Below are 15,587 nucleotides of genomic sequence, written 5' to 3' on the forward strand. Positions count from 1 at the left end.
AAATTCCATCAGTTAGGCGAAACGTAATGAATGATATTTTTAATCTGCATGCACCGGTAATTGCAAGAATAACAAGATTTAACAGGCTATTAACAGCACCTTTTGATAACAAGATTTATTTTTGTTCTACGATTTCAGGTTTGATACTTGAAAACGGAATGGATTTATGAAACTTAAAATTGGACTTTTATCCCTCTTTATTACACTTCTTGGATGTAACAATACCTCCCATGAAGAAGGAAATAATTATGCCTATTTTGGTGGTCAGGTGATTAACCCAAAAAACAATTTTGTTGTCATTTCCAAACGTGAACATGTTTTGGACACGCTTTTATTGGACGGATATAATCGGTTTTCATATCGGATAGATAGCTTAGAAACAGGGTTTTATACCTTCCGGCATGGGGATGAGTTTCAATTGGTTCTATTGGAACCTAAGGACAGTATCATGTTTAGGCTCAATACCTTAGATTTCGATGAATCGCTGGTGTTTACGGGATTAGGAGCTAAAAAAAATAATTATTTTGTGAATGAGTTTCTTCAAAATGAAATTGAAGAAAAAAAGGTGTTCAAACATTGCCAGCTGGATCCAAAGAGCTATGAAGATAAAATTAACGAAGTAAGGCATAAAAAATACCAGGACCTATCCATTTTTAAAGAAAAGAACACCACATCCGATCTGTTCTATACTATCGCGAAAGCCAATATTGACTATAATTATTACTTTAAAAAAGAAATTTATCCGTTTGTTCATTATGGCAGTAATAAAAATGATATTTTAAATTCCCTTCCTGAAGATTTTTATGCGTTCAGAAAGTCGATTAACTATAATGATTCATTTTTAAAAGATCATTTTACCTATCAGTCCTTTTTAAGGTCGAATGTGAGCAATTTAGCCTTAAAAGCCCACATGGACCATTCTGAAAATAAACTCTTTAAGAGAAATTCAGTGTGTTATACCTTGGATAAGTTGAAATTTATTGATAGCCTGATTGATGATCCGATTTTAAAAAACAATATGCTCTTTCATTACACCATTAACTTTTTAACCAAAAATAAAGATGACAAGAATTATGAAACTGTAATTGCGTCCTATTTATCTAAAAGTAATGACATAAAAAACAATAAAATGGTGGAGAATTATGCATCGGCAATGAACAATTTGAAAAAGGGAGGTACACTACCCGACGTCATGGTTAAGAATTACGAAAACAAGGAGTACAGCATAAACGCCATGATTCACAGCCCCACAGTCATTTGCTTTTGGTCGCATACGGCATATAATCATTTCAAAGAAAGTCATCTCAAGATAAAAGAACTGGAGTCCAAATATCCCGAGGTTACCTTTGTATGTATCAATATTGATGATTATGATTTACATACAACCAAAACAACCTTAAAGCGTAATCACATATCATATGAAAATGAATACGTCTTGAAAAATCCTAAATCGGCCAGGGAGTTACTTGCTATTTATCCTATGACAAAAACAATTATTTTAGATAAAAACAAAAGAATTGTAAACAGCAATTCCAACATCTTCGATCGTTTATTTGAAGAAGAATTATTAGGCGCTATAAACAGATAATACAGGCTATTATGAGCCACTGAATAAACTACACGAATTTACTTGTTTCCTTTTTTATAATCGGCCAAAAACTTAGCCAGGCCAATATCCGTCAGCGGATGTTTGAGCAACCCTTCGATAGCGCTTAGTGGTCCGGTCATGACATCGGCGCCTAATTTAGCACAATCGATGACATGCATGGTATGACGTACTGAAGCTGCCAGAATTTCGGTTTCAAAACCATAGTTATCATAAATTTGTCGTATTTCTGCGATGAGGTTCAACCCATCGGTAGAAATATCGTCCAGTCGCCCAATAAACGGCGATACATACGTGGCGCCCGCCTTTGCCGCCAATAAGGCCTGACCCGGGGAGAATACCAAAGTCACATTCGTTTTAATTCCCTTTTCAGAAAAGTATTTACAGGCTTTGACACCATCTTTAATCATGGGCAGTTTAATGACAATTTGATCGTGCAATTCGGCTAATGCCTCCCCTTCTCTTATCATACCCTCAAAATCGGTAGATATGACTTCAGCACTGACATCGCCATCAACAATATTACAAATATGAACATAATGCTTCATAATATTATCATGTCCTGTAATACCCTCTTTGGCCATTAAGGAGGGATTCGTGGTAACCCCATCTAAAACACCCATGTCCTGGGCCTCTTGTATTTGATCTAGATTTGCTGTGTCTATAAAAAACTTCATTACTTAATAATTGATTTATGTTTCATTTAATTGTTGGTAAATTTACAACAATAAGATGCTATAAGATAAAAGAAATCAAACGAATCACTTAAAGGTTTAAGTTACTCACAGCTTATAATGGGCCATCAATAACTTCTCATACACTTTATCCGGCAACAAACGTTTTAAAACGATCGAAAAGATTTGCATGAACCCGCCGACTTTATAATGTACTTTTGGCGATTTGGTCTTAATAATTTTAAAAACAGCCCTGGCCATTAATTTAGGGTCACTTCCCGAATCGACATGGGTATTCATCAAGTCTAAGGTTTTACTATATGATGATTTGTACGGCGACCCTTCTTTTAAGGGCGCATGGTAACGCCCGGAAGCGATGTTGGTAGCAAAGTCACCGGGAGCTACATTAGTCATGTGTATTTTAAAGGGTTTCAATTCCATTCTAAAGGCTTCAGTGAGAAGTTCCAAAGCCCCCTTACTGGCGCTGTAGACACCTCGGTAGGGTAATCCCATATACCCTGCTATGGAGGTTATGTTAATAATTAAGCCTGATTTTTGAGAACGCATGTATGGCAATACGGCCTTGATCACGTGTATTGGACCAAAAAAGTTGGTCTCAAAATTAGCCTTTATTTCGGTTAAAGGTATTTCTTCTATGGGACCCGTAATTCCTGCACCTGCATTGTTTACCAAGACATCCAGCCTTCCCTCTGTCTTGATAACGGTCTCTATGGAGGCCTTAATCGTACTTACATCCTTGAGGTCGAGCTTTAATAATGGAAATTTACTGTCCGGATACTCCTTTGGGTGTCTACTGGTGCCGTAAACCACAAATCCCTTTTGAGTTAAAAACTCCCCTATGGATTTTCCAATTCCAGATGATCCGCCCGTAATGAGTACAATTTTGGACATAAATTAAATTAAGGAAATAATATGTAAATGTAACAATGAATCTGATTAATCAAGTGTAAAACAAAAAAAGATTGGAATAGACAGAAAAAAAGGCAAGCTACCTACATCACACCGCTACAACCGTATACCTTTGCTGCGTTCCCGCCCTGGAGGATTCTACAGGAGCTGGTTGTGTAGGACTTGCCTGTTGCAAAGATACAACCTTTTAAAATTATCACAATGATTTTTTAAACCGATTTTAAATAAATATCTTGGCAAAAAATTTGAACGACCATGAGGATCTTTAACTTTTTTGCTATCCTATTTTTAGGTTTGTTACTCTTGTCCTGTGGCTCTAATGCCAAAAAAAAGAAGAGTGATTTCAGCATTTTGACCAATGCTGAAAAAGGCAATATGACTTTACATGAAACCTTAGACATCGAACTGAAAAACACAAAAAACCATATCATAGACTCTGTTATTTATCAATTGGATGGGAAACACATTCAAGAACATACGGTACTCTCTGAATTTAAATTAGGAAAACACATCATTGAGGCGACGGTATATTTTAATAATGAAAAACAAATCGCCACAACTCCAATAACTATTTTAAATGATACTCCTCCAAAAATTTATACCTATAAAATTATTAACGCCTATCCACATGATATCACCTCCTACACTCAAGGCATTGAGTTCTTTAATGGTAATTTATACGAAAGCACTGGACAGTACAAAGAGTCCAAACTGCGCAAAATCGATTACAAAACCGGTGAGGTCATTAAAAGCATTGATCTTGCCGATGACTATTTTGGTGAAGGCTTAACTATTTTACACAATAAAATATATCAACTTACCTGGCGGGAAGGTACGGGCTTTGTCTACGATGTGAATACCTTTGATAAACTGAGTAGTTTTAAATACGGCAATAGCAAAGAAGGTTGGGGACTATGTAATAATGATACTACCATTTACAAAAGTGACGGTACGGAACACATTTGGCTTTTAGATCCCGACACCCTTGTAGAACAAAGTTTTATTCAGGTATACACCAACAAAGGAAAAATAGTGGGCATCAATGAAATGGAGTGGATTCATGGGAAGATCTATGCCAATCGCTATCAAAAAGATGGTGTGGCTATTATAAACCCCGATAACGGTGCTGTTATTGCAGTAATTGATTTTTCACCTTTAAAACAAAAAGTAACGCAACATCAAGGATTAGATGTGCTTAATGGCATTGCCTATAATCCGGAAACCAATTCCATTTTTGTTACAGGTAAACGTTGGGATAAATTGTTTGAGGTAGAGATTGTAGAACAATAAGTTATGGATCTAATAAGGTCCTAAGCAGGATTAAACACTAAAGTGCTGATACCTTGATTATTTAATAATCCATACCCAAAATCTAATACCTTACCCTGGTCTTGGTACACGGACAGTTACTAATGCCTCTCAAGAAATTCAATCCAATGGTCACTACATGGGTTCCGGAGTTATAGGCTGAAAGTCCATTTGTAGTCACCTGATAGGCATAGGCAAAATAAAATTTATTCTGGTTTATGCCCATCATAGGACCGATATTGAGTGGCTTGAGGAATTGGTCGTTTAAAAAACGGTAGGATATCCCTCCAAACACATAATTATCATTTCTACCAAACTTTTTGACCTTAAAATTAAGGTCTGTACTGGAGCGCTTATCACTGGTAAACATTTGATAAAATAGGGATGGTTCAAATTGAAGGCCATTGCGCACCGGCTTACCAAATACATAACCTGTATATATTTGATAGTTTAACAATAAATTGGGTTCCTCCTGACGAATGAGGGCATCAATATTTTTATCGAGAATATTATTCACATTTAAACTAAAAAAGAAGTCTTTAAAGCGGTATAAGGCACCAACATCAAAGTTAATGTTTGAGGTCCTTCGGTCATCTTCAATACCTGTTACAGGTATTGGAGCTCCTGTGGATTCATTATAATTAACAAAATTATTGATGTCTATCCTAAAATTATTGACGTTTAAAGATAATCCCAACGACAAGTATTGCTCTGAAGTAACATCCAATATCAAATGATGGGCGAATGAAAATTTCGCACCAGTTTGTATGGTATTTCCATTTCGGTCGTTATAGAATGATGCCCCAAGACCCGAACGATCGCCAATTCTAATATCTGCATAAACGGATTGGTTATCCGGTGCATCCTTTATACCTACCCATTGTGTCAGCCCGTTGGCTCTAATCTTTAAGTAATCTCCAATCCCGGCAAAGGTAGGTGACACGACAAAATCGTTGTCTGCCAAATATTGGGTATAAACGGGCAAGTTCAACTCTTGACCATAACCGAATGTTATGGCAAAAAGGAAGAAAGCTATAAGTAGGTTTTTAAGTTTCATAATAAAATGTTTGAGGGTTAACATGGTTATCGGTATAGCGTGAAATGTCCAACAAAATCACGATCGTCATTTGTATCATTTAATTTTACCACATACCAATAATCTCCTGTTGGCAGTTCATGTCCATTATATTTACCATCCCATTTTTGACCAACACGTAATCGCGCTACAACCCGACCATATCGATCATAAATGTCCACTGTTAGGTCCTGATAGCCTTCCGTACAGCCAGGACCCCACTGATCTTCATTACCATCACCATCTGGTGTGAAGTAGTTTGGTATACAAACATCAACATATTCAAAATACCCTGATGCCGTAGCAGTACATCCATTACTATCGGTTACAACCACCGTATAATTACCTGTTTCATATATGTGGAAGGTATTGGTACTACCGGTAGATTCCCCGTTAAATTCAAACTCATAATCGCCGGTACCACCGGATACAATAGCCACAATCTCGTTTAGCTTGGTCCCTTCTGTAAGGACCACCTCTAAGGGTTCATAACTTGGAATATCAAATAATTCCGTTTGTTGAATACATCCGTTGGTATGCCTGACATCGATATAATGTCCTATTCCAGGCGGTACATCCGTAAATACATTACTTACCTGATAAGGTCCGCCGTTTAAGGAATAGTCGATGTCCGTTGGATTGGTTATACTATCGTCAATGGTAACCGTAACCGTATTGGTCGATAAATTATTGGAACAACCAAATTCGATGGTCAACGATGGATTGATGCGAACCGATTCTGGGAAGGTGATGTTCCATTCCGATTCACAGCCTTGGGCATCTCGCACGTAAACAATATGATCGCCACCAACCAACCCCGTAAAATCAAACTGGGTTTGTGTAGGTCCGCCTGTGCTATAGGTTCCATTAATATCATCCAAAGCGACACTATAAGGTAAACTACCTCCGGAAATATCTATGCTGAACTCCCCATTCATATCCCCTTCACAAACCTCGGGAAGTATGGAATTGGGCACAATACTTAATATTACCGGTGCTGCCTCAATAATTTCAATATCTTCGAGAAGGATATAACACCCTAGCTCATCCTGAACAATAATGTCGTATAATCCCGGCGTAAGTTCATCAAATAGAGGCTCATCAAAAAATTGGTCCAACCTCGGGGTTATGGCATACTTAATGATACCGGTACCGCCAGAGGCTATAACCTCAATAATACCATCGTTTTCGCCATTACAGGTAATATCGGTAACCGTATATTGTGCCACCAGTGGTTCTGATGGTTCTGTGATGATCACAGTAGCTGAGATCACCTCACAATCAACACTTTCCACATACACCTGGTAGGTCCCTATGGGCAAGTCTGTGAACACACCAGGACTATTTTGTGTGGCTCCAGGAATATCATTTCCGGCACCATCCTGTAAGGTATAAATATAATTTCCTAAACCACCTTGGGCCTCAGCAACAATAACACCAGTAGAATCTCCAGCACAATTGACGGTTGCATTGGTCGTATCCAAATTAACAATCAGTGGCTCCAAGGGTTCTATGGTTATTTCATTGGAAACGGTAGCCAAACAGCCATTGGCATCCCTTACATAATATGCATGATTTCCTGCTGTAACCGCAAAGGTAGTTGCGGTCGCAAAAGTTCCTAAAACCGTTGCAAACGTATTGGTATCACTGTATTCATAAGGTCCTGTGCCTCCCGTTGCACTCAAAGTAAGCGTAGCATCGTTTATGCAGGTCTGTGTAGATGCCGTTACCAATGAAGCCGTTATTGGTGTGGGCTCATCAATTATGACATCCGGTGTGGTGAACGAACAATTATAGCCATCGGTAATGGTGACATTATAGGTTCCCGCACCCAGACCTGAAAATACTGGTGCTGCTTGTGGTCCGGATGAACTCACCGTCGGTGCGATTCTATTTAAAGTGTAACTGTAATTACTTCCCTGGCCCCCGGTAACATTGGTTATGGTTATGGTTGCATTAGTATCACCATAACAATTTAATAGCGTTGGTGTGGCCGTTATGGTCGCATCGATCGGTGTAGGCAGGTTAAGCGTTACATTTTCCGATACGATACACCCTCCTGCATCCATAACATTAACCGTGTATGCGCCTGCTGAGAGGTTGGTAAAGGTCCCATTTGCCGAATATGGCACGGTAACTGTACCGGTTAATTCGTATTGATAATTACCCCAACCACCACTGGCCACAGCCGTTATAGTACCTTGATTATCAGTACAGGTCACATTCGAAGTTTCCGTTGCCGATAAGGTTAATGGTGCTGTAGGTGATGCTATAGTCACCATATTTGATGTTGCAGAACAGAATGGACTGGCCGTTTCAATAACCTCAACGTAATAATTACCAGCAGTCATTCCGGTAATAATTTGCGGATCTGAGGACGTATTGGCAGCTATTATTCCGCTTACAGAGGTTCCTGAGCTGTTAAATACTTCATAGTTGTAAGCCCCTGAATAACCATTTACACTAAATTCTAAAGCGCCGTTATTATCACCAAAACAGGTTACATCGGTTGTTGCTACCGCGGTAGCTTCAATGGTGTCGAATGGTGCAACGGTCAAGGCCGAAGTGTCTATACTACAACCCGTATCCAGGTCATAAACCCTGAAATAATAGGTTCCAGGATCGGTAACAGCAAAAGTATTTGAAGCCTGTGGTGTTCCATCTGGAAGCATTTCATAACTAAAATTACCGGAACCACCTGTAACTGTAATGGTAACAGTACCTGTGCCGTTACAATCAATCGGACTGGCTATGGCTGCTGTAGCTAAGGTCAATGCTGGTAATGGATTGATATTTACCGAACCAAATGCGATACATCCATAGGCGTCCTTTGCATAAATATCAATGGTCTGGACGCTGCCCGTGTCCATAATGTCGAAGGTATTTGTAGTAAAATAATTAGTACCATCTATACTATAGGTATACGGTGCTGTTCCTCCACTTTCTGTGATAGTGAGTGTTGAGGTATTTACGGAATTATCAGGGGCACAGGAAAAATCGGTTGCCGTTCCGGAAACCTCCAATAACAAGGGTTCTCCTATAGTCACTGATTCGGTTGTGCTACAATTTCTTCCGGAGGTAACCGTGATATCATAGGTTCCGGCGGGTAATCCGGTAAATAGCGTCGATCCTTGTGGTCCTGCCAAGACCGGACCGGCAGTGATTTCGTACGTATATGGTGGATTATCATTCCCGGCCAATAAGTTGACCAAAATGGTTCCGTCATTCCCACCATTACAGCTAACATTTGTTGCCACAGGGGTAAATGTGACAGGCGTAGCAGCCTCTAAAGTTATTGATGTGGTGCTGGTACATAAGGTGGTTGTATCTGCTATAGTTAAGGTATAGGTACCATCTGGCAGACCATTAAAAACAGTAGAAGCCTGGGGTCCAACCAATACAGGACCAGATGTTATTTCATAAGTATAATTTCCTGATCCACCATACCCTGTTACTGTTATAATGCCATCATTATTGGTACACGAAGGTAATGCAGTGACCTGTGCAAGTATTTGTATAGGAGGATAAATTGTTATGGTATCGGTCGCTGTACAACCATTCCCATCTCTTATCGTTACGGTATATGTTCCCGATGAAGTCACCGTAAAAATTGGACTTGATTGGAAATTCACACCATCAATACTATAGGTTACAGGTGTTATTTCACCACCTCCAGGTGTGGCTGTAAATGTATAGGAACTACCATCAGAGGTACATTGGTCGTCTGCTAATGTAGGCAGTGTAACAGAAGGTACAGGATCTGAATTGATAACCACATCCAGTGGGACCAAAATGTTACAACCGTTTGAATCGCGTACGTAAACATCCCAATCTAAGCTTACACCGGCATCTAGAAATGCAAGATTACTAGAGGTCCAATCTCCAGCACCAGGGAGTGCACCATCTACTACAAAGGCATATTCGTATGGTGGTGTTCCACCACTGGCATTCACAGCAACTTGAGCACTTTGGTTACAATTGGCATTAGTATTAACGACTTCTGCTATTACCAACTCCGTGGGTTCTGTAATTCTAAAATTGATAATCGCTGTACATTGTGTTGATGTAAGATCGGTTTCGGTAACCAATAAATAATAGTCTCCCGGTGCTAAACTTGAAACCGTATCGCTATAATCAGAACCTGTTAGTCCTAAAGCATTACCTGTTATACCTGTTGATGCATTAGATAGGTTTTCGAAAACCTCCCAGGATAATTCAGTACCGTCATATCCAGAAACAGTAAAATCGAAGCTACCATTATCCAAGGCGGGCAATTCGTAGCATGTCACATCTGTAGGTGCTCCTGTTACTGCTATAGACGATGGGCTTGGTACAGCAGGTACCTGTTCTATATAGGTACAGTTAGTACTGGTATCCAAAACTTCAAAAACATAGCTCACATCAAACAATAAACCTGTAAATTGATGATTTCTTTCATTTGGTGAAATGTCTGAAGTTGGCAACCCGTTAGGTGCAACACCATCTGCTGGTGTGAAAGTGGTCGTGCCATCATAAATACGAACTCTGAATGGTCCTGTTCCATTAACGATGTTAATGTTATACTCTACCCCTGCTATACAGGTTCCTCCTCCATTAGCGACAATATCAAGGTTATCGACATCTGACGCTACCAAATATGGTCCAAAATTATATTCACAACCATTGGCATCTACTATTCTTAAATAATAATTACCAAAATTGAGATCATTAAAACTAACATTATCATTAGAGGTTGGTCCTAAAGGATTCGTTGAGGATGTTGTGGCTATGGCCCCTGAGCTGTTTAAAAGCGTATAGGTATAATTAGGGGTCCCTCCAGTTACATTAAGGATCTGGATTGCGCCAAGCACATTGCCAACCAATCCACAAGTAATGGGGGTGACAATTTCAGAACCCAGTGTAATGGTATCTGGTTCATTAATGGTAACCGAACCATTAAATACACAACTGTTGCCATCCTGAACAATATAATTATAGGTTCCAGCGGATAAATCATTATAGACCGTTTGAGGTGTAAACCCTGAACCGTTAAAGTTGATCACATAAGGCGGTGTACCCAATGTTTCATCAATGTCAATGGTAACGACACCACTGGTATCACCAGTACAAAACACATCCGTTGCCAAGGCCGTTGCGGAAGGATTGGTAATGGGTTGAATAGTGATTATGTTTGTTAAGGCTGTACAGCCTGCAGCGTCTGTAATTCGGTATTGGTAATCTCCTGTCTCTGCACTGTTATAGGTATAAGGTGGATTCCCGGTGGCTGTGAAGGCACCGCCATTTACTGAAACCTCATAAGCAAAGGGTGCAGTTCCACCGGTAACGGTAATATTAATTTCCGCATCCGGATTTACAGTACAATCCAGTCCTTTTATGACATTAGCCGATGCCATTAATTGATCGGCAATCGCAGCGGTAGGTAAGCTGAACAGACATCCAAAAGCATCTCTAACCGTAATATCATAGGTTCCCGGAATTAAATTCGTGAATACATTATTGGATTGGAATACACTTCCATTGATACTGTATTCATAGGGTGGATTACCTCCTGAGGCATCGACCTCTAAGGATGCCCCATTTGTAGTATCATAACAATAATCGGCATTAATTATGGTCGCGGTCGGATTAGTTGGTGTGGTTAACACAAATGTTGTTGTAACAACACATCCATTAGCATCCGTAACCGAAATCGTGTAGGTCCCAGATTGAGATAGACCTCCAATACTGTTGCTTCCCTGTGGGCCTAAAATGGTACTATTGGGCTGTTCCAATTCATAGCTATAACCTCCCCAGCCACCGGTTGCAGAAATGGTCACGCTACCGTCGTAATTACAGGTTATTGGTATTTCTGTTGCATTGACGGTTAACGCAGAAGGTGGTCCGCTTATAGTTACGGTATCGGTTGCGGTACAGTTAGTTGTTGTATCTGTAATTATTATGGTATAACTACCGGCTGCCAATCCTGTTAAATTGATTGGCGAGGTACCAACATTGGATGCGCCCCCGTTAATAGTGTATGTGAAATTAGACGTTCCAGACACTGTAAATTCTACAGTACCATCTGAAGCGCCAAAACACGTAACATTATTCAAAGTTACACCCACCACCGCAAGGTTTGGTAATGGATCTATAGCATACGATTCACTATAAATACAATCATTGGAATCCCTTACTTCGAAGGTGTAAGTACCGGGAACCAATCCCGTAAATATAGTGGAGGATTGATATGTTGTTACTGCACCTGATGGTGCAATGATGCGATATTCCAAAGGACTGGTACCTCCTGTTGTTGCAGTTATGGTAACATCGGAGGTATTGGTCGGGCATGTTAAAGGTGTACTACTGAAATCCATGTCCGTAGGCGGATCTAAAGCATCTATCGTTATAGGCGCCAAAGCAGCACTACAACCGCTGGCATCCCGAATAGTGACTGTATAGGTTCCATTGGTCAATCCTGAAAAGGTATTCCCGGATTGAAAGTTCACACCATCAATACTATATTCATAAGGTGGGGTTCCACCTGTGACACCGGAAACCGTAATACTGCCATTGGTGGTACAGGTTAATGGCGTGGTCAATGTTGCTGTTCCTGTTATTGGTGCTTGAGCAGTAATGGTGATAGCCTGGGCTATTGAAGCACAAACATCAGCGTCATAAGTATATTGCACAACCACGTCATAATTACCAGCCGATAGCCCAGCAAATACATTGGAGCTGGTAAAAGTAGCGCCGTTATCGATACTATACATTAAACTATTTCCATTGGCATTGGTAACATTTATAACTATTGATCCACTGTTAGGGTCATCGGCACATAAAATATTAGTTTGGGAAATACTAAATTCTGGTGGTAAAATACCATCAACCGTTATGGTTGTAGACGCCTCACATCCATTAAAGTCTAAAACCGTTATATCATATGTTCCAGCTGCAGTAACCACATATTCAGGATAATCCTGAGAGGTAGTTGTGCTATTAATGAAATAGTTATAAGGAGGGGTGCCTCCTAAGGGATAAATAGTGATTTCACCATCGGTACAGGTTAATGGCTGGGTCAACGCTGCAGTAACCGTTATTGCAGGTGGAGCAATGATATCTATATCCCCAGTAAATAAACATCCGTCATCTGTTGATACATTGTAGGTATAAGTACCTGAATTTAAATTTGAAAATGTATAATCACTCGCACTTATAGGTCCAACACTGCTGATAAGGGTAGCTCCTTGAGTTAAGGTATAATAGTATTGAGGCAAGGCATCATTGACCTGTAATTGAATGCTCCCCTGATCTCCATTACAAGTTGGCTGGGTAATGACAGTGGTTAAATTGGCATCCCTTTGTCTTACATAAATACTAGGGGTTTGGAACGTACAGGGAAAAGAATCTGCTGCTGTTTGCTGCATATATACGGTATAATATCCCGGTGTGTTTATGGTAAACACATTTGAAGACTGATAAGGACCGTTGGGGTCTAAACTATATTCGTATCCTGATGGTACCCCTCCTACGGTGACTTGGCCTGGCGTGGTACAAATAATATCTTCAGCGGATATGGTTGGATTAAGCAGGTTTTGATAAACATTGAAATAGAAAATGCTAAAACACCCTCCCGGGTAATTGATAACAAGTCGAAATTCACCGGCTGAATTAGCTACATAATCCGGTCCTGATCCCACTTGATTCCAGGTGCAGGTATCATTTTCGTTAGCACAATCGTCCACCGTCATGGCAGGACAGCTATTTTCGTCTAATTGTTCCCAAACCATAGAAACGGCATCACTAATGCCGGTATTGATCGTTCTTGTTTCATTAGCACCACACAAGAAAATATAAGGCAACACCTTACCATCATTGGGACAAACGGGTAATAAATCGGCATAAGGAATAACGGGATTGGTTTGGGTATTCCCGTAAAGAGCCACGGTGATTTCTTCTTCTATGGAAATACAAGTCGAAGTAGTTGTATTGGTAACATAATAGGTACCAACCTCGGTAGCCGTATAGGTTTGTCCCGTTCCTATAACGGGGGTTCCTGTGGGGCTGGTGGACCATGAATAGCTATCATAACCACTAGCAGCCGTTAATAATACACTGGAACCGCAGAGTATTTCGGTTCTTTGAAAATCACAATTGGAAATATCTACAATAAAGTTTGTAGACCCCGGTACTCCTAGGCATTCTTCTGTAGCAAAACTTCCTTCTTCTTCAATGATGGTTGGGTTAATGACTCCTCGATAGGTTGCAAAGGCTTGATTTTTAACTTCATTCGAACAGGCCTGACTTAAATCATAACAATTCGGAACCACCTGAACGGCGAGACGAATGACAAAAGCCGGATCATTAACTTCAACAGATCCATCGGGGATACTAAAAATAAGGGTGCGGGTTACGGGATCCCATGATTGTAAAGTAGCTCCACCTGCATTGGTCAAATCAATATCCGTATTGGGGTCGAAAACAATATTATCGGGCAATACATCCTTAATGGTAAACTCAGTAACATTGTCATTACCTACACTTTGATAGGTAATTTCATAAAATAACCGATCTCCCAAATAGACGTCAGCACCATCTATATCACTTCCAAAGGTATCGGAAACCGTTTTGGTCAAAACGATATCCGGCGCTATAATATCTACAGCAAAAGCCCCTAAAAAGGCAAAAATGGGATCGGCTTGTCCCCTGGCGACTTGTAATCTAAAATCTGCTGAAGTATCCCCATTTTTTATAAATTCCGGTTCTGAATTAATAATTTCCAAAAACCCCGTATCATATCCCAAGGTGTTAGCACTGTAAGGCACTCTTGGATGAGACACTCCGTTTTCATTTTCAATGACCGACCCAAAAAACTTGTTGGCCGGCCTCAAAGGCGTTGTGACCTCTTTTCCATTTATTTCCAGTTTAGTGGCACGTTTAGTTCTATCGCCATCCAAAGTGGCATAGGCAAATTGTAAATCGATGTTACCAGCGGGAGGTGTGGCAAATCCTGTTACGGGAACCGTTTCCTGGTGCCCGTCGTAAATGTGACTAAAACCATCGAATATATTAAAGGATTTCGTGTGCAGATTAGGATCTTCGTAAATCATGATTAAGGTCCACCCGGCTGCTAATCCTGTTGAGTTATTAAACCCTAAACCGGAAGTAACATTGGCCACTGTATAAGTCCCCTCAACATCTGTTAATCCAGATAATAAATCGGTCACCTCGGCATAACATGCATATGGTGTATTTCCCGGCTCTCCACTTTCAGCAGGAATAGGATTAACGATGGCATCATATATAATTTCTCCGGTGATATCGATATAATTCGTACTTCCGGGTAATTTAAACTTCACTTTATCAATATCGGTCCTGCTGCCATTTTGTAATATAGCTCCCCAATAAAGCCCGGCATACGACACTCTATAGCATGTGGTTGCACTACCATCCTCTTGAAGATGTAAACTTAAATCAGCGCTACTTGAACTGAAGGTAGACGCATCACTATCCACGTCGATATATTGCATCGAAATATCTTGATTGTCCCGACTAAGATCATTGAAATCGTTATTGTTTTCACCGAGTATGGCATTACCAACTACAAGCATACTCCCTTTTACCTCAACATTTTTTCTAAGGCTAAACGGCTCATAGGTTTGTGTTGTACCCGAAAAGCCAATAAATAAAAAACATAAAACAACAAGTATAGTTTTTACATAAGTAGTTTTCTTCATGGTCGCCTATTTTTTAATCCGTTTTAATTGGGGCAATTAAAACAGATTTTTAATGGTTTGAACATTAAACTGTAGTCAAAATATTACCTAAATAACACTTTATCTAATTTTAATGTTTTTAAACGGCATAAATATCGTGAATTTTTTTGGAACTATACTAAGAAGAAGGGAAAAATTATGCATTTTATCGATGTTTTTTTACTTTTAACATCAAAAAATACCATTTATGTCATATTTTTACTACTTTATTAATAAGATTTATGATCTAAGACCATTACAAA

General features: G+C 39.7%; 6 protein-coding genes and 1 other RNA gene. 2 read left to right on the forward strand and 5 right to left on the reverse strand.

Annotated elements, in window-relative coordinates; translation table 11 throughout:
- Positions 1-166 precede the first annotated feature (166 nt).
- Entirely contained in the window at positions 167-1,588 is a 1,422-nt protein-coding gene (locus MR054_RS08520; RefSeq protein ID WP_242157483.1) for a TlpA family protein disulfide reductase, read from the forward strand.
- A gap of 38 nt (positions 1,589-1,626) precedes the next feature.
- Here MR054_RS08520 and fsa read toward each other — a convergent pair whose 3' ends face one another.
- From fsa to ffs, 3 genes are all read right to left on the reverse strand, one after another.
- Positions 1,627-2,283 carry a fructose-6-phosphate aldolase gene (gene fsa / locus MR054_RS08525; protein ID WP_242084802.1) on the reverse strand — a complete coding sequence of 219 codons (657 nt, stop codon included), beginning with the start codon at positions 2,281-2,283 and terminating at the stop codon, positions 1,627-1,629.
- Between the two features lie 105 nt (positions 2,284-2,388).
- A complete protein-coding gene (locus MR054_RS08530) occupies positions 2,389-3,192 on the reverse strand; it encodes an SDR family oxidoreductase (RefSeq protein WP_242157484.1) in 804 nt (267 codons plus the stop codon).
- 87 nt (positions 3,193-3,279) lie between these two features.
- Positions 3,280-3,378, reverse strand: an RNA gene (ffs, locus tag MR054_RS08535) — signal recognition particle sRNA small type.
- Positions 3,379-3,465: 87 nt separating this feature from the next.
- Between ffs and MR054_RS08540 the strand changes: the two genes are divergently transcribed.
- Positions 3,466-4,500: a glutaminyl-peptide cyclotransferase gene (locus MR054_RS08540; protein ID WP_242157485.1), complete on the forward strand. Its 1,035-nt coding sequence runs from the start codon at positions 3,466-3,468 to the stop codon at positions 4,498-4,500.
- An 82-nt stretch (positions 4,501-4,582) separates the two neighbouring features.
- Here MR054_RS08540 and MR054_RS08545 read toward each other — a convergent pair whose 3' ends face one another.
- A complete protein-coding gene (locus MR054_RS08545; protein WP_242084805.1) occupies positions 4,583-5,575 on the reverse strand; it encodes a PorP/SprF family type IX secretion system membrane protein in 993 nt (330 codons plus the stop codon).
- A 26-nt stretch (positions 5,576-5,601) separates the two neighbouring features.
- A complete protein-coding gene (locus tag MR054_RS08550) occupies positions 5,602-15,306 on the reverse strand; it encodes a T9SS type B sorting domain-containing protein (protein WP_242157487.1) in 9,705 nt (3,234 codons plus the stop codon).
- Between the last annotated feature and the right edge of the window lie 281 nt (positions 15,307-15,587).

Origin of the sequence: Aestuariivivens sediminis, assembly GCF_022662105.1 — a bacterium.
GTDB classification, from domain to species: Bacteria; Bacteroidota; Bacteroidia; order Flavobacteriales; family Flavobacteriaceae; genus Aestuariivivens; species Aestuariivivens sediminis.

Bases quoted from the DNA above. Each gene is read 5' to 3' on its own strand.
- MR054_RS08520 (WP_242157483.1), top strand. From the start codon at position 167: ATGAAACTTAAAATTGGACTTTTATCCCTCTTTATTACACTTCTTGGA.
- MR054_RS08550 (WP_242157487.1), bottom strand. From the start codon at position 15,306: ATGAAGAAAACTACTTATGTAAAAACTATACTTGTTGTTTTATGTTTT.
- MR054_RS08540 (WP_242157485.1), top strand. From the start codon at position 3,466: ATGAGGATCTTTAACTTTTTTGCTATCCTATTTTTAGGTTTGTTACTC.
- MR054_RS08545 (WP_242084805.1), bottom strand. From the start codon at position 5,575: ATGAAACTTAAAAACCTACTTATAGCTTTCTTCCTTTTTGCCATAACA.
- fsa (WP_242084802.1), bottom strand. From the start codon at position 2,283: ATGAAGTTTTTTATAGACACAGCAAATCTAGATCAAATACAAGAGGCC.
- MR054_RS08530 (WP_242157484.1), bottom strand. From the start codon at position 3,192: ATGTCCAAAATTGTACTCATTACGGGCGGATCATCTGGAATTGGAAAA.